This window comes from Mesorhizobium sp. CNPSo 4671, from assembly GCF_057784245.1.
The window spans coordinates 77,653-96,866 of the sequence record NZ_JBWLUW010000014.1; the positions used below are offsets into that span (position 1 = coordinate 77,653).

At 61.9% G+C, this 19,214-nt stretch carries 22 protein-coding genes; 9 read left to right on the forward strand and 13 right to left on the reverse strand.

Going from position 1 to position 19,214, the window contains the following annotated elements:
• Positions 1 to 4: 4 nt before the first annotated feature.
• Positions 5 to 709: a polysaccharide deacetylase family protein gene (locus AC04SF_RS30470; protein ID WP_244734154.1), complete on the reverse strand. Its 705-nt coding sequence runs from the start codon at positions 707 to 709 to the stop codon at positions 5 to 7.
• Between the two features lie 104 nt (positions 710 to 813).
• Entirely contained in the window at positions 814 to 2,886 is a 2,073-nt protein-coding gene (locus AC04SF_RS30475) for a putative bifunctional diguanylate cyclase/phosphodiesterase (protein WP_488480801.1), read from the reverse strand.
• A gap of 319 nt (positions 2,887 to 3,205) precedes the next feature.
• Between AC04SF_RS30475 and AC04SF_RS30480 the strand changes: the two genes are divergently transcribed.
• Both AC04SF_RS30480 and tdh read left to right on the forward strand, forming a co-directional pair.
• The gene (locus AC04SF_RS30480) at positions 3,206 to 4,393 is read left to right on the forward strand and encodes a glycine C-acetyltransferase (protein WP_488480802.1); all 1,188 of its coding nucleotides are present in this window, start codon (positions 3,206 to 3,208) and stop codon (positions 4,391 to 4,393) included.
• Between the two features lie 52 nt (positions 4,394 to 4,445).
• A complete protein-coding gene (gene tdh / locus AC04SF_RS30485) occupies positions 4,446 to 5,480 on the forward strand; it encodes an L-threonine 3-dehydrogenase (protein WP_488480803.1) in 1,035 nt (344 codons plus the stop codon).
• Positions 5,481 to 5,491: 11 nt separating this feature from the next.
• Here tdh and AC04SF_RS30490 read toward each other — a convergent pair whose 3' ends face one another.
• The gene (locus tag AC04SF_RS30490) at positions 5,492 to 5,950 is read right to left on the reverse strand and encodes a hypothetical protein (RefSeq protein ID WP_488480804.1); all 459 of its coding nucleotides are present in this window, start codon (positions 5,948 to 5,950) and stop codon (positions 5,492 to 5,494) included.
• 79 nt (positions 5,951 to 6,029) lie between these two features.
• Complete coding sequence (locus tag AC04SF_RS30495) at positions 6,030 to 6,494, reverse strand: MarR family winged helix-turn-helix transcriptional regulator (protein ID WP_488480805.1); 465 nt, start codon at positions 6,492 to 6,494, stop codon at positions 6,030 to 6,032.
• A gap of 76 nt (positions 6,495 to 6,570) precedes the next feature.
• Between AC04SF_RS30495 and hmgA the strand changes: the two genes are divergently transcribed.
• The 5 genes from hmgA to AC04SF_RS30520 are packed head-to-tail and all read left to right on the forward strand — an operon-like array spanning position 6,571 to position 10,643.
• Positions 6,571 to 7,884: a homogentisate 1,2-dioxygenase gene (gene hmgA / locus AC04SF_RS30500; protein WP_488480806.1), complete on the forward strand. Its 1,314-nt coding sequence runs from the start codon at positions 6,571 to 6,573 to the stop codon at positions 7,882 to 7,884.
• 11 nt (positions 7,885 to 7,895) lie between these two features.
• The gene (locus AC04SF_RS30505) at positions 7,896 to 8,783 is read left to right on the forward strand and encodes an MBL fold metallo-hydrolase (protein ID WP_488480843.1); all 888 of its coding nucleotides are present in this window, start codon (positions 7,896 to 7,898) and stop codon (positions 8,781 to 8,783) included.
• Positions 8,780 to 9,793 (forward strand): fumarylacetoacetate hydrolase family protein, encoded by a 1,014-nt coding sequence (locus AC04SF_RS30510; RefSeq protein WP_488480807.1) that lies wholly within the window; start codon positions 8,780 to 8,782, stop codon positions 9,791 to 9,793. Before AC04SF_RS30505 ends, AC04SF_RS30510 begins: the two co-directional genes overlap by 4 nt.
• Positions 9,794 to 9,808: 15 nt before the next feature.
• Entirely contained in the window at positions 9,809 to 10,102 is a 294-nt protein-coding gene (locus tag AC04SF_RS30515; protein ID WP_488480808.1) for a hypothetical protein, read from the forward strand.
• Positions 10,103 to 10,106: 4 nt separating this feature from the next.
• The gene (locus AC04SF_RS30520; RefSeq protein ID WP_488480809.1) at positions 10,107 to 10,643 is read left to right on the forward strand and encodes a DinB family protein; all 537 of its coding nucleotides are present in this window, start codon (positions 10,107 to 10,109) and stop codon (positions 10,641 to 10,643) included.
• Positions 10,644 to 10,659: 16 nt separating this feature from the next.
• Here AC04SF_RS30520 and AC04SF_RS30525 read toward each other — a convergent pair whose 3' ends face one another.
• From AC04SF_RS30525 to hppD, 3 genes are all read right to left on the reverse strand, one after another.
• Entirely contained in the window at positions 10,660 to 11,037 is a 378-nt protein-coding gene (locus AC04SF_RS30525; protein ID WP_488480810.1) for a type II toxin-antitoxin system VapC family toxin, read from the reverse strand.
• A complete protein-coding gene (locus AC04SF_RS30530) occupies positions 11,034 to 11,258 on the reverse strand; it encodes a type II toxin-antitoxin system Phd/YefM family antitoxin (RefSeq protein ID WP_488480811.1) in 225 nt (74 codons plus the stop codon). Before AC04SF_RS30530 ends, AC04SF_RS30525 begins: the two co-directional genes overlap by 4 nt.
• A 70-nt stretch (positions 11,259 to 11,328) precedes the next feature.
• A complete protein-coding gene (gene hppD / locus AC04SF_RS30535; RefSeq protein WP_488480812.1) occupies positions 11,329 to 12,444 on the reverse strand; it encodes a 4-hydroxyphenylpyruvate dioxygenase in 1,116 nt (371 codons plus the stop codon).
• Between the two features lie 137 nt (positions 12,445 to 12,581).
• Here hppD and AC04SF_RS30540 point away from each other — a divergent pair, with 137 nt between their 5' ends.
• Positions 12,582 to 13,049 carry an Lrp/AsnC family transcriptional regulator gene (locus AC04SF_RS30540; protein WP_488480844.1) on the forward strand — a complete coding sequence of 156 codons (468 nt, stop codon included), beginning with the start codon at positions 12,582 to 12,584 and terminating at the stop codon, positions 13,047 to 13,049.
• On the opposite strand, the gene AC04SF_RS30545 is transcribed toward AC04SF_RS30540, so the two are convergent.
• From AC04SF_RS30545 to aztA, 4 genes are all read right to left on the reverse strand, one after another.
• Complete coding sequence (locus AC04SF_RS30545; RefSeq protein WP_488480813.1) at positions 13,046 to 13,384, reverse strand: protein tyrosine phosphatase family protein; 339 nt, start codon at positions 13,382 to 13,384, stop codon at positions 13,046 to 13,048. The two genes, AC04SF_RS30540 and AC04SF_RS30545, sit on opposite strands and share 4 nt — an antisense overlap.
• Before the next feature lie 227 nt (positions 13,385 to 13,611).
• Positions 13,612 to 14,553: a zinc ABC transporter substrate-binding protein AztC gene (gene aztC, locus AC04SF_RS30550; protein ID WP_488480814.1), complete on the reverse strand. Its 942-nt coding sequence runs from the start codon at positions 14,551 to 14,553 to the stop codon at positions 13,612 to 13,614.
• Between the two features lie 30 nt (positions 14,554 to 14,583).
• Positions 14,584 to 15,459, reverse strand: coding sequence for a zinc ABC transporter permease AztB (gene aztB, locus AC04SF_RS30555; protein WP_475434429.1), 876 nt, complete (start codon positions 15,457 to 15,459; stop codon positions 14,584 to 14,586).
• A complete protein-coding gene (gene aztA / locus AC04SF_RS30560; protein ID WP_488480815.1) occupies positions 15,459 to 16,283 on the reverse strand; it encodes a zinc ABC transporter ATP-binding protein AztA in 825 nt (274 codons plus the stop codon). The genes aztB and aztA overlap by 1 nt, the downstream gene beginning before the upstream one ends.
• Before the next feature lie 222 nt (positions 16,284 to 16,505).
• On the opposite strand from aztA, the gene AC04SF_RS30565 reads away from it, so the two are divergent.
• Positions 16,506 to 16,850 (forward strand): RidA family protein, encoded by a 345-nt coding sequence (locus AC04SF_RS30565; RefSeq protein WP_019857529.1) that lies wholly within the window; start codon positions 16,506 to 16,508, stop codon positions 16,848 to 16,850.
• Between the two features lie 169 nt (positions 16,851 to 17,019).
• Here the strand turns inward: AC04SF_RS30565 and hutC are convergent, their stop codons facing one another.
• Together hutC and AC04SF_RS30575 are read right to left on the reverse strand one after the other, a co-directional pair.
• Positions 17,020 to 17,766 carry a histidine utilization transcriptional repressor HutC gene (gene hutC, locus AC04SF_RS30570; RefSeq protein WP_488480816.1) on the reverse strand — a complete coding sequence of 249 codons (747 nt, stop codon included), beginning with the start codon at positions 17,764 to 17,766 and terminating at the stop codon, positions 17,020 to 17,022.
• A gap of 5 nt (positions 17,767 to 17,771) precedes the next feature.
• Positions 17,772 to 19,127 carry a formimidoylglutamate deiminase gene (locus AC04SF_RS30575; protein ID WP_488480817.1) on the reverse strand — a complete coding sequence of 452 codons (1,356 nt, stop codon included), beginning with the start codon at positions 19,125 to 19,127 and terminating at the stop codon, positions 17,772 to 17,774.
• Positions 19,128 to 19,214 lie beyond the last annotated feature (87 nt).

Below are 19,214 nucleotides of genomic sequence, written 5' to 3' on the forward strand. Positions count from 1 at the left end.
TGGCTCAGTTGTCATAGCTCGGGATCGTTCCAAAGGCGTAATGGCGCAACTTCAGCGCGGTGATCAGGTTGGTCAGCTTCGTCTTGCCGTCAAAGCCGTCCTGGAACATCTCGTCATGCATCAAGAGGATCAACTTGCTCGGCTTGGCGAAGTGGCCATAGCCGAACAGGTGGTCGATCTCGCTGACCAGATGGTCGACGCTCTGGACCGGCTCGCCGCTGTCCTTGTGCACCCATTCGTGGTCCCAGCCATAAAGATAGAAGCCGGAAGCGGCGACGAACTCGTAGTCGGGATCCTCACGGCCGGCTTGTGCGGGGCCGAGCGAGTTGTCGTCCTTTGACATCGAAGGCAGCCGGAACACATCGCGTCCCGGCAGGCGCGCATGCACCGCCGGCTTCAGGCCCAGCACGGCATTCGCCATGAGCATATCGGCGACCACCCCTTCCGTATCGCTGTAGAAGTACCGGTAGTGATTATAGGCGTGGCTGTAACTGTGGTTGCCGATCGTCACCAGCGGCATCGCCTTAGCGCGCCGCACCAGCGCCTTGTTGGACGCGCTGGCCTCGGCATGCATGCCGACCATGAACAGCGTTGCCGGAACCTGTTCCGCCGCCAGCACGTCGAGGATGTTGCTGGTGCCGCTCAACGGGCCATCGTCGAAGGTGAGATAGATGGTGCGATCCGCCCCATAGGCGGGCCACGCGGACATCAGCATGGCCGCCAGGACAAACCGCAAGAATGTCATAAGCCGCACGATCCGGTTGTTACCGTGACAGTGCCGCCATTTCGGTGGCTGGTTGTCAAGCCGGGCCGTTACGCCAGGCTGCCCTGCAAGACCCGCAGTTTGGCCTTCTTCGGCATGCGGGCGGTCAGCCATTCCAGCGCCTTGTCCTGCGGCATCGGGAAGGCGATCGAATAGCCCTGCACCTGGTCGCAGCCGATCGCCATCAGCGAGTCGAGTTCGGCCTCGGTTTCAGCGCCCTCGGCGACGATGGAGATGCCGAGGCCGCGGGCGAGCTCGGTGATGGCGCGCACGATCTTCGAGTTGTCACCGTTCTCATGGATGTTCTGGACGAAGCGGCGGTCGATCTTGAGCCGGTCGATCTCGTTGGGATTTACGTGGCTGAGCGAAGCATAACCGGTGCCGAAATCATCGAGTTCCAGATGCACGCCGGCGGCCCGGATGTGACGCAGCTTCGCCGCGATGCCTGTCTTCTCATCGTCGAGAATGACGGATTCGACGATTTCCAGCGACAATTTCTGTGGCGGCAGCCCGGCCTTTTCCAGCGTCTCGAACAGAAACGCATCGAAATCGTGCTCGCGCAGCTCGGTGCCCGAGACATTGACGGCAAGCCGGCCGAAGGCAATCCCGGCTCGGTTCCATTCGGCTGCTTCGTTGATCGCCTTGCTGATCACGATGCGGCCGATCTCCGGCATGAAGCCGCATTTCTCGGCGACCGGAATGAATTCGCCCGGCGAGATCATGCCGCGCTCGTGATGGTTCCATCGCACCAGGGCTTCGATGCCGCTGATCGTGCCATCGGTCAGGGAGACCTGCGGCTGGAAATAGGCCTGGAATGCCCGCTCGGCGATGGCGACTTTGATGTCGTGCTCGAGCTGCTTGCGGTAGTCGAGCTCGCGGCGCAGCTCCTCCGAGAAGAACGAGAAGTTGCCGCCGCCCATTTTCTTGGCGGAGTAAAGCGCCAGATCGGCATGGACGAGCAAGTCCTGGGCATTGTCGGCGTCGATCGGATAGACGGCGATGCCGCCGCTGGCGCCCGGAAGAATGGTGGTGCCCTGGAAGACGATCGGCTCGTTGATGTGCGCCAGGATGCGCCGTGCGAGCATATTGATGTCTTCGGTGGTGCCTGCGCCGTTGAGGATCATCACGAATTCGTCGCCACCGAGCCGCGCGCACAGATCCGACGCCCGGCAGGAATCGCGCATGCGCTGTGCCGTGACGACCAGCACATAGTCGCCGGCGGCGTGGCCGAGCGTATCGTTGATCTGCTTGAAGCGGTCGAGGTCGAGCTGGACGACAGCCAGGCGTTCGCGCCGCCGGTGTGCGCCCTTGATCAGCGTGTCGAAATGATCGGTCAGGAAGGTGCGGTTGTGCAGGCCGGTCAGGCCGTCATGAACCGCGATGAAGGCCATCGAATTGCGCGCGTCGACCAGTTCACGCGTCTTGCGCAGGATCGCGTTTGACATCGGCCTGAAGATGAACAGCGCCACCAGCAGGATGACGCCGAGTGTGGCGTAGAACAGCGTGCGGTGGAGGGCCAGCAGCTTTTCGGAGCGCTCGTCGGCCTCGGCGCTGATACGCTGGCCAAGTGCCGCATAGCCCGACAAGGTGGCATTGGCGACCGAGGCATCGAGGTTGACGCGCTCGGCGCCGCCTTTGTAGCCTTCATTGTCGACATGGTTGAGTTGTGATTCAAGGGCCGAGATCAGACGGTCGCCATTGGCGATCAGCCCGACCGAGAAATAGTCGAGATGGAACGGTTTGGCGAAAAGCACGCTCTCGATCGATTTCGGATCGAGCTTGGCTTGCGATTGCGGATCTGCCCCCGTCTGCTTGAGCAGCAGATCGTAGTTGATCTCGAACTCCGCCGTAGCCTGCTTGAGCGCGCTGACCAGCGCCGGCTGTTTGTCGCGCGAGGCGGCACCCGTTGCGCTGGCAAGGAAGACGATGCGCTGTGACAGCGTCTTCTGCGTGCCGACGATGTCGAGCAAGGTGTTATTCTGCTGTTGCGTGGCCATTGTCTGCTGCAGCAGGACGAAGGAGGCCGCGACCATGGCGGCAATGATCAGCAGCGCCAGCCAGTAGCCGGCCTTGATCAGCAGAATAAGCTTGCCTGAAACGGTATGCACCGGCTGCTGCGACATGTTCGGGGGCGGCCCTCTCGCCAACGGATTCCTGTACGAGCACCATTGAACTGGAAACGTTAACAGGACTGGAAATCGACAGCGGACCGACAAGGGGGAGACGCGGAAAGATCGCGAAATGGTTATCGGCTCCTTTCGCTGCCGGCCTGTATTTGAGCATTCGTGGGCCTGTGCGTCCCGGGCGGTCGCTTGAGCGATGCCCATGGCGTCTCGTTTGATGCCGCTTTGATGCTGCCCGGCCACCCGTTCCGGTCGCTTTTGCGATGGATTTTTTGCGCGGGCGGGACGACAGTCTGCCCACGTCAAACGAGGCCTGATCATGACCGCAGCATTTCTCTCCCACATCGACAGCGAGCTTGCCGGGCTCAAAACGGCCGGCCTCTACAAGTCCGAGCGGGTGATTTCCTCGATGCAGTCGGCGCAGATCGAGGTCGGCGGCGAGAAAGTGCTGAATTTTTGCGCCAACAACTATCTTGGCCTCGCCGACAGCGCCGACCTGCGAAAGGCGGCAACCCAGGCCCTCGACCGCTATGGCTACGGCATGGCGTCGGTGCGTTTCATCTGCGGCACGCAGGAGGAACACAAACAGCTCGAGGCGACGATTTCGTCTTTCCTCGGCCTGGAAGACACCATTCTCTACGGCTCGTGCTTCGACGCCAATGGCGGACTGTTCGAGACGCTGCTCGGCGAGGAAGACGCGATCATCTCGGATGCGCTGAACCACGCCTCGATCATCGATGGTGTCAGGCTGTCGAAGGCCAAGCGCTTCCGCTACGCCAACAACGACATGGCCGATCTCGAAGCACGGCTGAAGGAAGCCAGGGATTGCCGGTTCCGGCTAATCGCCACCGACGGCGTGTTTTCGATGGACGGCATTATCGCCAACCTGAAAGGCGTCTGCGACCTTGCCGACAAATACGATGCCATGGTCATGGTCGACGACAGCCATGCAGTTGGCTTCGTCGGCAAAAATGGCCGCGGCTCGGCAGAGTATTGCGGTGTCGAGGGCAGGGTGGACATCATCACCGGCACGCTCGGCAAGGCGCTTGGCGGCGCTTCCGGCGGCTACACCTCAGGCAAGAGCCAGGTGGTCGACTGGCTGCGCCAGCGCTCGCGGCCCTATCTCTTTTCCAACACGCTGATGCCGGCCATCGCTGGCGCCTCGATCAGGGTGTTCGACCTGATCCGCAATGGTGACGCCTTGCGCGAACGCCTCTATGCCAATGCGGCGCGGTTCAGGTCGCAGATGGGTAAGCTTGGCTTCACGCTTGCCGGGGCCGACCATCCGATCATTCCGGTGATGCTGGGCGACGCGACGCTGGCGCAGGAGATGGCGGCGCGCATGCTGAAGCGCGGCATCTACGTCATCGGCTTTTCCTTCCCCGTGGTGCCGAAGGGGCAGGCGCGGATCCGCACGCAGATGTCGGCGGCGCATTCCAGCGCCGACATCGACCGCGCGGTGGAGGCTTTCGCTACGGTCGGCAGGGAGCTGGGCGTGGTTTCCTGAACGGCCGGCGCCGAAAAGCGATTCCGGATCAAGAGATTCAAGGGACAAAAGAATGTCGAACATGATGAAGGCGCTGGTGAAGGCCAAGGCCGAACCGGGCATCTGGATGGAAGAGGTGTCGGTGCCGGAGATCGGCCCCAACGATGTGCTGATCAAGGTCAAGAAGACGGCGATCTGTGGCACCGACGTCCACATCTACAATTGGGACCAGTGGGCGCAGAAGACTGTGCCGGTGCCGATGGTGACCGGCCACGAGTTCGTCGGCACCGTCGCCGATTTTGGCGCCGCGGTGACCGAATACAAGGTCGGCCAGCGCGTTTCGGGCGAAGGCCACATCGTCTGCGGCCATTGCCGCAACTGCCGTGCGGGGCGAGGGCATCTCTGCCGCAACACGCTGGGCGTCGGCGTCAACCGGCCCGGCGCCTTCGGCGAATATCTGGCGATCCCGCAGCACAATGTCGTGCCGATCCCCGACGACGTGCCTGACGAAATCGCCGCGATTTTCGATCCCCTGGGCAATGCGGTGCATACGGCACTGTCCTTCGACCTGGTCGGCGAGGATGTGCTGGTCACTGGCGCCGGGCCGATCGGCATCATGGGTGCGCTCGTCGCCCAATGCGTCGGTGCGCGAAAAGTGGTCATCACCGACATCAATCCGGTGCGGCTGGCGCTGGCCAAGAAGCTAGGCGTCCAGCATGTCGTCGATGCCTCGAAGGAAAAGCTGCGTGACGTGATGCCGGCGCTTGGCATGACCGAGGGTTTTGACGTCGGCCTCGAAATGTCGGGCGCCGCACCCGCCTTCCGCGACATGATCGACACCATGAACAATGGCGGCAAGATCGCCATTCTCGGCATCGCCCCGACCGGCTTCGAGATCGACTGGAACAAGGTCATCTTCAAGATGCTGCATCTCAAGGGCATCTATGGCCGCGAGATGTTCGAGACCTGGTACAAGATGATCGCGCTGGTTCAAGGCCCGCTCGACGTGACCGGCCTGATCACCCACCGTATCGGTGTTGATGATTTCCAGACGGGTTTCGATGCGATGAGGAGCGGCAGCTCCGGCAAGGTGGTGATGGATTGGTGAGGGCCGCCTAGCTAGCCATCTTTGCAGATGCTGAATGTGTTTGTGACCTTCATATCAAGCTTTGCATCCCAACTGGTGATCATCAGATTGCGGGCGATATGCGCCAATTCGTAAGATGCTGTCCGAAGTTTGTCGAATGGTAGCGGTGGTAATTCAGCCTGCGTCGGAGCCGGTATCATCTCCCCCAACTTTACCATGCAGCTCTCGACGCGAACGTCTTCGACTAAGCTGAGTGGACCCCAGTAAAGAGTCCAGAAGCGTAAGCGAGCCTTCTTCCAGTCGCCGGTGTCAGTTGTATTTGCGAGTGTCGAAACAGTTTCAGTTGCCTCAAAGAGAAGTCTGGTTTGCTCTTTGAGAAATGGTTCGCGATTTGCCTGAGCCTGTTTGTCGGAGTACTCCAAGATGCCGACAAAAACAGTGACGATGCTTATCACCCAGGGGATAAGTATTTTCCAATCAAATCGGTCCATCACGCACCATCCAATTAGGAAATAGTTTTCCAAGTTATAGTTGCGTGAGTGAGAGCCTAAATCAATTTCTGTTTCTTGGTTAATTCAAAAATAGCGCTTCAAGGCTGGTAAAGGTTGCAAGAATGAGCGAGCGGTCTGCTGGATCAAGGCGCTCAAACAGCTGCCCCTCAAACGCCTTCGCCAGCGGCACCATCTCTCGATAGGCGGCAAGCCCTGCCTTGGTCAGCGCAAGGTGTTCGACACGCCGATCATTCTCGTCCGGCGTACGCGCCAGCCAGCGCCGGCGCTCTAGCTCCGCCACTGCGCGCGAGACCTTGGTCTTGTGCATGGCCGATTGCTCGCCAAGTTCCGTTGCCGTCATCGTGCCGCGCTGCCCGAGCCCGGAAAGCGTGCGCCACTCCGGCCGCGTCAGGCCGTGGCTGTCCTTGTATATTCGGGAAAATTCACGGCTGACGACATCTGCGAGCCGATAGAGACGGTAAGGCAGGAAATTCTCCAGATCGAGAATTTCAGGCTCGGTGGAGGTTTCGTTATTCTTCGCCATTTTTCGAAGTCGCCATTGATGGTTACATTTTCGATGGTTACAAATGAAACCAGTTTGGTCAATCCGGGAGGAAGCGATGGCCTTGTCCTACATGCCGGGCTTCGGCAATGATTTTGAGACCGAGACCTTGCCCGGCTCGCTGCCGCAAGGCCGGAACTCGCCGCAGCGGCCGGCCTACGGCCTCTATGCCGAGCAGCTTTCCGGCTCGCCCTTCACCGCCCCGCGCGGCACCAATGAGCGCTCCTGGCTCTACCGCATCCGGCCAAGCGTGAAACACACCGGTCGCTTCAAGGCGGCAAACTATCCCCTCTGGAAGACCGCGCCCAACGTCGGCGATCACGAACTGGCGCTTGGCCAGTATCGCTGGAATCCGGTGCCGATGCCGAAAGAGCCGACCGACTTTGTCGCTGGCATGCGCACGATCACCACGGCCGGCGACGTGCTCGGGCAGAGCGGCATGGCAGCCCATGTCTATGTCGCCAACACATCGATGGTCGACGATCATTTCTTCAATGCCGATGGCGAGTTGCTGGTCGTCCCGCAGGTCGGCGCCTTGCGCCTCGTCACCGAGATGGGCGTCATCGAGCTTCGGCCCGGCGAGATCGCCGTTTTGCCGCGCGGTCTCGTCTTCAAGGTCGAACTGGTCGACAAAGAAGTACGCGGCTATGTCTGCGAGAACTACGGCGCCAAGCTGACCTTACCCGACCGCGGCCCGATCGGCGCCAATTGCCTGGCCAACCCGCGCGATTTCAAGACGCCTTGCGCCTGGTTCGAAGAGAAGGAAACGCCGTGCCGGCTGATCGTGAAATGGTGCGGCAATTTCCACGTCACCGAGATCGGCCATTCGCCGCTCGACGTCGTCGCCTGGCACGGCAATTACGCGCCCTACAAATATGATCTGACAACGTTTTCGCCGGTCGGCGCATTGCTGTTCGACCATCCAGATCCGTCGATCTTCACCGTGCTGACCGCTCCGAGCGGCGAGGAAGGCACCGCCAATATCGATTTCGTCATCTTCCCGCCGCGCTGGCTGGTGGCGGAAGATACGTTCCGGCCGCCCTGGTACCACCGCAACATCATGAGCGAATTCATGGGGCTGATCCACGGCCAGTACGACGCCAAGGAGGAGGGGTTCGTGCCCGGCGGCATCAGCCTGCACAATCTGATGCTGGCCCATGGTCCGGACGCGCCTGGCTTCGAAAAGGCCTCGCGCGCGGAGCTGAAACCGGTCAAGCTCGACAACACCATGGCCTTCATGTTCGAGACGCGTTTCCCGCAGATGCTGACCCGCTATGGCGCCGAACTGGAAACAAGGCAGGACAATTACATCGACTGCTGGGCCGACCTGAAGAAGCGCTTCAATGGCACGCCCGAGGGCGACTGGTCTTGAGCGGCAAGCCAATGCCGGATCGGTTGGTGCTGCTGGGCTCGAAGGGTGGCCCGGCGCTGCGGCCGGGCGGACCGTGGCCGAGCTCGTCGCTGCTCGAGATCGGGGGGCGAACCATCGTTGTCGATTGCGGGCTTGGCGTAACGCGTGGCCTGGTCGATGTCGGGATCACCCTGAAGGCGCTCGACCTGATCTTCATCACGCATCTGCATTCCGACCATGTGCTGGAACTGGGGCCTCTGCTCCACACCGCCTGGACGGCGGGGCTTGCGACTCCGGTCACCGTGTTCGGCCCGCCCGGCACCGGCCGCTACTGGCGGCGCTTTTGCCAGGCGACGGAGTTCGACATCGAAATCCGCATTGTCGATGAGGGCCGGCCTGATATTCGCGAACTGGTTTCGATCGACGAGTTCGGCGAAGGTGCGTTGCTCGAGCAAGGCGGCCTGAAGGTTTCGGCGCTGCGCGTCGACCATCCGCCGGTGACCGACTGCTTTGCCTTGCGCTTCGGGCATGGCGGCAAAAGCGTGGTCTTTTCCGCCGACACAGCCTTCTTTCCGCCGCTCGCCGATTTCGCCGAAGGTGCCGACATTCTCGTCCACGAAGCCATGCTGGAGGAAGGCATAGAACGGCTGGTTGCCAGAACCGGCAATGGCGCTCGGCTCAAGGAGCATCTGTTCGCCAGCCACAGCCTTGCCGAGGACGCCGGGCGCATCGCCAGCGATGCCGGCGTGAAGAGACTGGTGCTCAACCACCTCATTCCCGCCGACGATGCCGAGATCGGCGAGGCGGACTGGATCGCTGCCGTCAGGAAAACATGGGCCGGCGACTTGACGATCGCCCGCGACGGCCTTGTTGTGGAATTAAGCAGTGTGAAAGCTGCACAAGGAGAGGAAACCGCATGAAGCTTGCCACATTGAAGGACGGGACGCGCGACGGAAAACTCGTCGTCGTCTCGCGCGATCTGACGCAGTACACCGACGCCTCGTTCCTGGCGCGCACGCTGCAGGCGGCACTTGATGACTGGCGCAGGATCTCGCCGCATCTCGGCACAATCGCGGAATCGCTGGAGAACAATGCGGTGCCGTCGGCTCGCTTTCATGAGCACGACGCGCATTCGCCGTTGCCGCGCGCCTATCAATGGGCTGACGGGTCGGCCTATGTGAACCATGTCGAACTGGTGCGGAAGGCGCGTGGCGTCGAGATGCCGGCGAGTTTCTGGACCGACCCGCTGATCTATCAGGGCGGGTCCGACTCCTTCATTGCGCCGCGCGATCCCATCCGCATGGTCGACGAAGCCTTCGGCATCGACATGGAAGCGGAAGTTGCCGTCATCGTCGATGATGTGCCGATGGGCGCAAGCCTCGATGAAGCGCGCGCCGCGATCCGTTTGGTCATGCTGGTCAACGATGTCACGCTGCGGGCGCTGACCGGGCCGGAACTGGCCAAGGGGTTCGGCTTTTTCCAATCAAAGCCGTCCTCGGCCTTTTCACCTGTAGCGGTGACGCCGGATGAGCTGGGCGATGCCTGGGACGGCGGCAAGGTCAGCCTGCCGCTGCTTGCCGATCTCAACGGCAAGCCCTTCGGCCGCGCCAATGCCGGCATCGACATGACCTTCGATTATCCGGCACTGATCGTGCATGCCGCCCGCACAAGGCCGCTGGTATCCGGCACCATTATCGGTTCGGGTACGGTATCCAACAAGCTCGACGGCGGGCCGGGTAAACCGGTCTCGGCGGGCGGCGCCGGCTATTCCTGCATCGCCGAGCTGCGCATGATCGAGACCATCGAGGCGGGTGAACCCAAAACGCCGTTCCTGCGTTTCGGCGACACGGTGCGCATCGAGATGAAGGACAGAGCCGGCCATTCGATCTTCGGCGCCATCGAGCAGAAGGTCGAGAAATACCAGGGATAACAGCGGGGGTGTGGAATGACGGGGGAGGTGTTCTATCCGCTGGCCGGTATCTGGGCGCTCGCCATACTGGCGGTGTTCATCCTGGCGATCCGGCTGAGCTATCGCATCGAGGCGCGCTCGCCGGACCTGACCAACCGCAGCGGCTTTCCGCGCAAGGCGATGATGTTTCACACCATCACCAACATGAAAGTCGCACGGGACGAGGAAACGCAGGCCATGCGTCGCCGCATGAACGGGCTGCTGCTGATCTTTCTCGCCGGATTCGCGATTATGGGGCTAGGCCTGCATCTGGTGCGGTCAGGGGGATGATCTCATGACCCTGCTGGATCATCTGCGCCGCATGGCCGGCAACAATCTCTGGTCGAATGACCGGCTCTATCGTGCCGTGCTGGCGCTCAAGCCTGGTGAGTTCGAGTCAGAGCGCACCAGCTTCTTCCCATCGCTCAAGGCGACCCTCAACCACATCCTGGCGGTCGATCACCTCTATCTCGATTTCCTGGAAGAGGGAGGCATCGGTGCTGCCGCCTATGACAATTACTTGCCGTTCGATGAGCCGCAGGCGCTGTTTGCCGCCCAGGTCGCGGCCGACCGGCGCTTACTCGAATTCTGCGATGGCCTGTCGGAGGCCGATCTCGATCGCCGTGTCATCACTGACCGGCGCGAGGATGGCATGATTCCCGAAAAGATCGGCGACATCCTCGCCCACGTCTTCCTGCACGATATCCATCACCGCGGCCAGGTGCACGCCATGCTCTCCGGCACCTCTGTCGCGCCGCCGCAGCTGGACGAGTTCCTGCTCGACTATGACATCAAGCTGAGGAAGGCGGAGGTCGAGAGGCTGGGATTGTGAGCCGGATTTTCGTCTATCAGGCCCGAGCGACGCCGTAGCGGGCGAAATGCGGGTCGGATGTCAGAATGGTCAGGTTCTCCACCTGCGCCTGCGCAATCAGCAGTCTGTCGAACGGATCACCATGGTGGTGGGGTAGACCGGTTACGGCGTTCGCATGTTGTAAGGTTACGGCGAGCGGCTGAAATCGCATCCTTGGAAGCAGCGTTGGCAAATCGTCCGGCGCGTTGAGCTTTCCGATCGAGCGTTTGATGGCAATTTCCCAAACACTTGCCGCGCTTGCGAACACCACCGCCTCCGAAGCCAGGATAGCGCGGTGGTGCTCGCTGAGACGTCGGTCGTCCGAAATCGACCAGAGGATGATATGGGTGTCGGCGAGAAACGGGCCGATCGTCATTTCACGTACTCGTCCCACTCGGGACCGAGTTCGTCAAAATCGTCCGCAATCCAAATCTTGCCCTTCAGTGCGCCGATACGCGGCAGGGGTTCTGCCACCGCCGGCGGTACGATGCGCGCGGCTACCTTGCCGTGGCGTGTAAGTATGATCTCCTCGCCGGCTTCCGCGCGGCTGACGAGCTCCGACAATTTGGCCTTGGCCTCGGCGATGGAAACATTCATAGCTCGATCCTTTATGACCATAATTTAGGTCATAATTGATCGCGCCGCAACAAGGCTGATTGGGGCGCTCCTACGCCGCTTTGCCGTCCACCCTGATCACGCCGCGCTTGATCTGGTCCTGCTCGATCGATTCGAACAAAGCGCGGAAATTGCCTTCGCCGAACCCTTCGTCGCCCTTGCGCTGGATGAACTCGAAGAAGATCGGGCCGATCACGGTTTTGGAAAAGATCTGCAGCAGGATCTTGGTCATGCCACCATCGACCACACCTTCGCCGTCGATCAGGATGCCGTGCTTCTTCATCCGCTCGATCGGCTCGTCATGGCCGTTCACCCGGTCGTACGACATGTCGTAATAGGTCTCCGGCGGGCCGGGCATGAACTTCAGCCCATTGTCGGCCAGCTTGTCGGTGGCGGCGTAGATCTCGTCGGTGCCGACAGCGATGTGCTGGATGCCCTCGCCATTGTACTTCTTCAGATACTCGGCGATCTGGCTGGTCTCGTCCTTGGATTCGTTGAGCGGAATGCGGATCTTGCCACAGGGCGAGGTAATTGCCCGGCTGACCAGGCCGGTGATCTTGCCGTCGATGTCGAAGAAATGGATCTGCTTGAAGCCGAACAGATTGCGGTAGAAATCCCACCATTTGTCCATCTGGCCGCGATAGACATTGTGGGTGAGGTGGTCGAGGAAATAGAAGCCGACACCCAGCGGCCGCGGATCGCGCGCGCCGAGCCACTCGAACTCGGCATCGTAAGCCGAACCCTTCGTGCCGTAGGTATCGATGAAATAAAGCAGCGAGCCGCCGATGCCAACGATCGCCGGCACGTCGAGCGCCTTGTCGTCGCTTTCATAAGGCGTGGCGCCTTTCGACACAGCATGGTCGAAGGCATGCTTGGCATCGACCACCCGCCAGGCCATCGAGGCCGCGCACGGGCCGTGCTTGTCGGCAAACTTCATCGCATGCGAGCCGGGCTCGGCATTGACGACATAGTTGATGTCGCCCTGGCGCCAGACGGTGATGTTCTTGGTGCGATGCTTCGCCACCGCCACATAGCCCATGCGGGTGAACAGCTCGGCGAGCTTTTGCGGCTCCGGATGCGCGAATTCGACGAATTCGAAACCATCGGTGCCTGCCGGGTTGTCCTTGCTGATCGTGGCGGGCGCAGCGTCGTGCGGGAAGGGACCCATGATAATCCTCCAAAGCTGGCTCGGCCTGAAAAGGCCATCTAACGCCATCATAGCGCGGAGTGGGCGCATGGTGCTTGCATTCAAACGCTTGAAATGGTCATATCATGCGCGAAACATGCATGATGAGAGACAAAACCATGGATGAGATGCGCATCGATCAGTTTGACCGCAAGATAATGGCGCTCCTGCAGGGTGATGCGCGGCTCACCAACAGCGATCTCTCGGAGCGGGTAAACCTGTCGGCCTCGCAATGCTCGCGCCGCCGCCAGCGGCTCGAGGAAGACGGTTTTATCAAGGGCTATCGGGCGGTGCTCGACCGCGACAAGCTCGGCTTCTCGCTGGTCAACGTCATCTCGGTGACCTTGGCCACCCACAACCGTGACAACGCCCGGCGTTTTGGTGAGTTGGTGGCGCGGTTGCCGGAGGTGCAGGAGGCGCACGCGCTGACCGGCGAGATGGATTACATCTTGAAGGTGGTGACGCCCGATCTCAAATCACTGTCGGAATTCGTCAACGGCGTGCTCCTGCCGCACGAATCGGTGCAGCATGTGAAGACGGCGATCGTGCTGGAGACGCTGAAGGAGACGGGCGCGCTGCCGATTTAACCCTTCGACTGCTGGATCAGCCCGTACAGATTGGTGCAGCGCGCACCCGAGCGGCAATAGGCAAACACCGGGCCTTCCAACTCGTCCAGCGCCTCAGCCTGGTCCTCGACATTCTCCGCGGTGATCTGGCCGCTGATGACGGGGATGTAGCGGAAGGCAAGGCCGGCGGCTTCAACCGCCGATCCGATGCTCTTGGCCGAAGGCTGGCCGGGCTGCTCATCGTCAGGCCGGTTGCAGATGACGCTCTTGAAGCCGGCTTCCTTGATGGCGGCAACGTCTTCGGGCTGGATCTGGCCAGAGACCGAATAGTCCTCGCTGATTTCGCGGTATTCCATGGCAGCATCCTCGCAATCTGGTTTGTCGAGGAGTCTTGCCACTCCCCGACGTGGCCGGCAATCCGCGCCGACGGAAATCATTCAACTGAGATAGACGCATCCAGCAGAGAATCCAACTCAGGCCGCCCAGACCGGGAACGGATCGGGTAGCGCTCGCCACAGTTCGGGCTGAAAATCCTCGGCCAGAAAGGCGGAGACTGGCTCCGCCTTTCCGAGCACGGCGCTTCTCAGCTGCCGAGGATCGCGCCTTTGATCTGGCGGATGTTGTTGTTCATCATGTCAATATAGGTCGATCCCGGGCCATCGGGCTGCGACAGCGCATCCGAATAGAGCGTGCCGCCCACCTTGATGCTGGTCTCGCTGGCAATCTGTTCGATCAAGCGCGGGTTGGTGATGTTTTCCACGAAGATCGCCGCCGCCTTGTCCTGCTTCACCTGCTCGACCAGCTTGGCGACGTCAGCGGCCGACGGTTCGGAGTCGGTCGAAATGCCTTGCGGAGCGAGGAAGGTCAGGCCGTATTCGTGCTCGAAATAGCCGAAGGCGTCGTGCGAGGTGATGACGACGCGCTTGGCCTCGGGGATCGACTGGATCGCAGCCTTCACTTCGCCTTCCAGCGCGTCAAGCTTCTTGGTGTAGGCGGCGGCATTGGTCTGGTAGCTGACGCAGCCATCGCTGTCGGCCGCGCAAAAAGCCTCGGCGATGTTCTTCACATAGATCTTGGCATTGGCGATCGACTGGAAGGCGTGCGGATCGGTAACGGTCTTGCCGCCGCCGGTGCCGGCACCTTCGGCCGCGTCCGCGTCGGCGAATTCAGGCTTGAAGTCGATCGGCGTCACGCCCTTGGTCAAGGTAACGATCGAGGCCTTGGTGGCGCTGGCATCGACCAGCCGCTGCAAAAAGCCTTCGAAATGCAGGCCGTTGACCAGAACGATATCGGCCTTGGCCATGGCGACCGCGTCGGCCGGGCTCGGCTCATAGACATGGGCGTCGCCATCCGGGCCGACGATGGTGGTGATATCGACACGGTCGCCGCCGACATTTTTGGCGAAATCGGCAATGACCGTGAAGCTGGCGACGACTTTCAGCGGCGCCGCGAAAGCCGACGATGCGCAAAAGGCTGTTAATGTTATAACGCTCATCGCTAGGGCGGCACGGATGGATCTCAGCATAGGCGGGGTCTCCTTTCGAGGGGCGGGGGATCAGGCCGTTCTGTGGCGGTGATGGATAATGCGGGCGCGCAGGATGCCGCGCGTGCCGAACAGGATCGAGGCGAAATAGACGACGCCTGCCGACAGGATGATGGCCGGGCCGGACGGCAGCGAGGCGTGGTAGGACAAAAGCAGCCCGGCGATGCAGGAGGCAAAGCCGATCAGCACGGCCAGCATGCACATCGGCTCGACGCGCACCGTCCAGAAGCGGGCGGCCGCCGCCGGCAGCATCATCAGTCCGACGGATAGAAGCGTGCCGAGCGCCTGGAAACCGCCGACGAGGTTGAGCACGACCAGGCCAAGGAAGATGAAATGAACCGGGCTGCCCATCCGGCTGACCGAACGCAGGAACAGCGGATCGAGGCATTCGGCGACCAGCGCCCGCCAGAAGATAGCGAGGCTGACCAGCGTCACCGCGACGATGCCGCCGATCAGCGTCAGCGCTTCGTTGTTGAGCGCCAGCACCGTGCCGAACAGCACATGCATGAGATCGACGCTGGAGCCGCGGATCGACACCATCAGCACGCCGATGGCGAGTGAAATCAGATAGAAGGCCGCCATCGAGGCGTCCTCTCGCTGGATGGTGAAGCGCGAGACGGCGCCGGCGCCGAGCGCCACGATGATGCCGGCGATCAGCCCGCCAATGGTCATCGGCAGGATTTCCAGCCCATAGAACAGGAAGCCGGCGGCCGCACCCGGCAGGATGGCATGCGCCATGGCATCGCCCGACAGGCTCATGCGCCGCAGCATCAGGAAGACGCCGATCGGGCAGGCGCCAAGCGACAGCATCAGTGAGCCGAACAGCGCCCGCTGCATGAAGCCGAAATCGGCGAAGGGTGCGATGAACAGACCGTAGAGCGCGTCCATCAGGCAGCCCTCGGTCCGGCGCCATGATGATGGTCGTGATCGTGGCCATGAGTATAGTCATGATGGTCGTGATCATGGCCATGGGCATGCTCGTCCGGCTCGCACCAGGGCGCATTCTCTTCCCAGGCTTCGTGAAAACGGCGGGCGCGCAACAGATTCTCCGGCTTCAGCGTTTCGCGCGTTTCGCCCCAGGCGATCGGCTGGCGGGCCAGAAGCAGGGTTTCGGGGAAATTCTGACGGACCAGATCGAGATCATGGACGACGACCATGATGGTGCGTTCCTCGCCATGCCAGCGCTTGATGAGCGCGATCAGGTCGCCGACCGTCTTGGCATCGACAGCGTTGAACGGCTCGTCGAGCAGGATCAGGTCGGCGTCCTGCAACAGCACCCGGGCAAACAGCGTGCGCTGCAACTGGCCGCCTGACAGCGTGTCGATCGGCCGCTTCTCGAAGCCGCCAAGGCCGACCGCCATCAGCGCCTGGCTGACGGACTCGCGATCTTCCTTGGTATAGCGGCCGAGCATGCCGCGCTTCGGCCAGAGGCCGAGCGAGACCAGGTCGACGACGCGGGCGGGAAAGGAGCGATCGAGTTCCGATTGCTGCGGCAGGTAAGCGGCGCGCACGCCTGGCGCGCGGACAACCTCGCCGGCCATCGGCTTCAGCACGCCGACAATACCCTTCATCAGCGTCGATTTGCCGGACCCGTTGGCACCGACAACGGCCGTCAGCGAACCCTTGCGGATCGCACCGTCAAGATGATGGATCGCCGGGTGGCTGTTGTAGCCCAGCGTCAGGTCACGGAATGTCAGGCAGGTCTGGGTCATGTCGTTCCGTCGGACAGCCAATTTCGGCTGCGGGCAGGGGTCGATTGGATATGTGATGTTATTACATTAGTCAACAAGCCAGTCGGGCGGAATTACGACCGGCAGCTCAACTTGCCGTGAATCTCGCCACTCGCTGGTCCAAGGGGATTTGGCCCCGGCGGCCTTGCCCGATGCGAACCGCAACTCTAAACAGGCGCCACCCATAACAGGAAGGAACCTCCCATGAGCATTCGTCGCATCGATGTTGGCCCGCGCATGAGCCAGATCGTCATCCACGGCAACACCGTCTATCTGGCCGGCCAGGTCGGCGAGCCCGGCGGCAACGTCGCCTCGCAGACCCGCGATATTCTGGCGGCCATCGACGAATTGCTGGCCAAGGCCGGCACCGACAAGACCAAGATCGTTCAGGCGATCATCTGGCTGGCCGACATGGGCACCTTCGCCGAGATGAATTCGGAATGGGACAAGTGGGTCCCGCAGGGCCACACCCCCGCCCGCGCCACCGGCGAAGCCAAGTTGGCTGGTCCGGAATATCTGGTCGAGATTATCGTCACGGCGGCGATTTGAGGCGTCGACTCTCCCTTCTCCCCTTGTGGGAGAAGGTGTCGCCGAAGGCGACGGATGAGGGGTGCTCCAGGGAACGCCAACGTCTCACTCCGCTGGAACGCCCCTCATCCGTCTCGGCGCTGTCGCGCCGATCCACCTTCTCCCGCAAGGGGAGAAGGGAGCGTCGGCGCTACCCCTGCGATGGCGTGAACCTCGCCACCAGCGTGTGGCTTTCCGCGGGATAGATAAACCGCACATGCGTCACCGGGTGCTCGGCACTCCAGGTGCGGCGCTCGACCACAAGGCAGGGCGCGCCCGGGTCGATGTCAAGCGCGTCGGCAACAGTCTCGTCGGCGGCCATGGCGCGGATACGGTGCTCGGCCTCGCTCCACGGCACGCGGCCGATAAGCCAGGGCCCGGCGGCGATCTCCAGAAACTCTTCGTCCCCGGCTTCCGGAACCGCGGTAAGATTGATCAGGCGCTGCTCGAGTGCGAATGGCCGTTCGCCGGCGAAATGCAAGCCTTCGACCCATAGCACCGACCCGGCGGCGGACAGCCCGAGCAGCGTCCTGTCGTTCGCATTGCTGCGCCGCTTCAGGTGTTCCAGCCGCTCGTAGCGATAGGGCAGGCCAAGCGCCTCGACCTCGATCCTGATGTCGTGAAGTTCCAGCACCGCCGCCTGCGACTGCGGCCGGCGGACAAAGCTGCCGGAGCGGCGGCGGCGTTCGATCAGCCCGGCCTTAGCCAGTTGCGACAGCGCCTTGTTCACCGTCATGCGCGAGCAATTATACTCGGTCGTCAGTTCGTGCTCGAACGGAATGCGATGTCCGGGCGCCCACGCGCCGGACAGGATTTTTTCGCGGATGTCGGACAGGATGCGCTGATGCAGCGAGACCGTCTCGCCGCCGTCAATGTCATCTGTCTCGATCAGGCTCATCGGCTTCAGTTCTGCGACAGCGCGGTCATGACTTTGCGGAATCGTTCGGCAATGGCCTCGCGCTTCGCATGCCTGCCGCCGCTGACCTGCTTCTTGCCATGCACCCAGACGCAGTCGACCTTGCTGCCATTGGCGAAGATCCAGGCGTCGAGGATCGCGTCGCCGGCCTTGCCGGCCAGCGAGGGGGTCTTGGCGTCGAGCGAGACAAGATCGGCGGCTCTCCCGACGGCGATCTGCGAAGCGCCGGCGCCAAGCGCCACGCCGCCACCGTCAAGCGCGGCATCGAACAGCGCGCGCCCGGTCGAGCCGCCGGCCACCGCCAGCACATTGCGGGCGCGGTGGGCGAGGCGCTGCGAATATTCGAGTTGGCGCAATTCGTCGGGCAGGCCGATCAGCACGTTGGAATCGGAGCCGATACCGAAGCGGCCGCCATGCTCGGTGAATAGCGGAGCGGCAAATGTGCCGTCGCCGAGATTGGCTTCGGTGATCGGGCAAAGGCCGGCAATGGTGCCGCTCTTGGCCATGCCGATGGTTTCGGCATCGGTCATATGGGTGGCATGGATCAGGCACCAGCGCTGGTCGACCTCGGCGTTGGCCAGCAGAAATTCGACCGGCCGCGCGCCGGACCAGGCAAGGCAGTCCTCGACTTCCTTTACCTGCTCGGCGACATGGATATGGATCGGCCCATTCGGTGTCAGAGCAGCAACTTGCGCGAGTTCCTCCGGCGTCGCGGCGCGCAGGCTGTGTGGCGCTACACCGACGACAGCTTGATTCAACGCGCGAACAGATTCGCGGCTCTTCTCAACAAGCCGGGAGAACCGATTCACATCGTTGATGAATCGCCTTTGGCCATCGTTGGGAGTTGCGCCACCGAAGGAGGCGTGCGCATAAAACACCGGCAGCAGTGTCAGGCCGATACCGGTTTCGCCGGCCGCAGCTGCGATGCGCTCGGCCATCTCGGCAAGGTTGGCGTAAGGTTTTCCATCGCGATCGTGGTGCAAATAGTGAAATTCGCCGACGCGCGAGAAACCGGCCTCCAGCATCTCGACATAGAGCTGTGCGGCAACCGCCTCGACCTGATCGGGCGTCATCGACAGTGCGAAGCGGTACATCACCTCGCGCCAGCTCCAGAAACTGTCGGCGGAAGGCCCGCGAAGCTCGGCAAGGCCGGCCATGCCGCGCTGGAAGGCGTGGCTGTGCAGATTGGTCATGCCAGGCACGAGAATGGCGTGGCGCTTGTCGCCGGCCCGCGGAACCGCACCCGCTTCGACGGAAGCGATGTGGCCTCCATCGAGCGCGATCCTGACATTGCCTTGCCAGCCCTCGGGTAGCAGCGCCTGTTCCGCAAAGATCGCCGTCACGTCCATCTCCGAATCTGCATGCCTGAACGACGATATCACTTGCGTCGCGTTTCAATATGTATATACATAATCGCCATCCTTTCAAAT

Coding starts and splice junctions, on each gene's coding strand:
- AC04SF_RS30470 (WP_244734154.1), bottom strand. CDS start 709: ATGTCCGCGTGGCCCGCCTATGGGGCGGATCGCACCATCTATCTCACC.
- AC04SF_RS30475 (WP_488480801.1), bottom strand. CDS start 2,886: ATGTCGCAGCAGCCGGTGCATACCGTTTCAGGCAAGCTTATTCTGCTG.
- AC04SF_RS30480 (WP_488480802.1), top strand. CDS start 3,206: ATGACCGCAGCATTTCTCTCCCACATCGACAGCGAGCTTGCCGGGCTC.
- tdh (WP_488480803.1), top strand. CDS start 4,446: ATGTCGAACATGATGAAGGCGCTGGTGAAGGCCAAGGCCGAACCGGGC.
- AC04SF_RS30490 (WP_488480804.1), bottom strand. CDS start 5,950: ATGGACCGATTTGATTGGAAAATACTTATCCCCTGGGTGATAAGCATC.
- AC04SF_RS30495 (WP_488480805.1), bottom strand. CDS start 6,494: ATGGCGAAGAATAACGAAACCTCCACCGAGCCTGAAATTCTCGATCTG.
- hmgA (WP_488480806.1), top strand. CDS start 6,571: ATGGCCTTGTCCTACATGCCGGGCTTCGGCAATGATTTTGAGACCGAG.
- AC04SF_RS30505 (WP_488480843.1), top strand. CDS start 7,896: ATGCCGGATCGGTTGGTGCTGCTGGGCTCGAAGGGTGGCCCGGCGCTG.
- AC04SF_RS30510 (WP_488480807.1), top strand. CDS start 8,780: ATGAAGCTTGCCACATTGAAGGACGGGACGCGCGACGGAAAACTCGTC.
- AC04SF_RS30515 (WP_488480808.1), top strand. CDS start 9,809: ATGACGGGGGAGGTGTTCTATCCGCTGGCCGGTATCTGGGCGCTCGCC.
- AC04SF_RS30520 (WP_488480809.1), top strand. CDS start 10,107: ATGACCCTGCTGGATCATCTGCGCCGCATGGCCGGCAACAATCTCTGG.
- AC04SF_RS30525 (WP_488480810.1), bottom strand. CDS start 11,037: ATGACGATCGGCCCGTTTCTCGCCGACACCCATATCATCCTCTGGTCG.
- AC04SF_RS30530 (WP_488480811.1), bottom strand. CDS start 11,258: ATGAATGTTTCCATCGCCGAGGCCAAGGCCAAATTGTCGGAGCTCGTC.
- hppD (WP_488480812.1), bottom strand. CDS start 12,444: ATGGGTCCCTTCCCGCACGACGCTGCGCCCGCCACGATCAGCAAGGAC.
- AC04SF_RS30540 (WP_488480844.1), top strand. CDS start 12,582: ATGGATGAGATGCGCATCGATCAGTTTGACCGCAAGATAATGGCGCTC.
- AC04SF_RS30545 (WP_488480813.1), bottom strand. CDS start 13,384: ATGGAATACCGCGAAATCAGCGAGGACTATTCGGTCTCTGGCCAGATC.
- aztC (WP_488480814.1), bottom strand. CDS start 14,553: ATGCTGAGATCCATCCGTGCCGCCCTAGCGATGAGCGTTATAACATTA.
- aztB (WP_475434429.1), bottom strand. CDS start 15,459: ATGGACGCGCTCTACGGTCTGTTCATCGCACCCTTCGCCGATTTCGGC.
- aztA (WP_488480815.1), bottom strand. CDS start 16,283: ATGACCCAGACCTGCCTGACATTCCGTGACCTGACGCTGGGCTACAAC.
- AC04SF_RS30565 (WP_019857529.1), top strand. CDS start 16,506: ATGAGCATTCGTCGCATCGATGTTGGCCCGCGCATGAGCCAGATCGTC.
- hutC (WP_488480816.1), bottom strand. CDS start 17,766: ATGAGCCTGATCGAGACAGATGACATTGACGGCGGCGAGACGGTCTCG.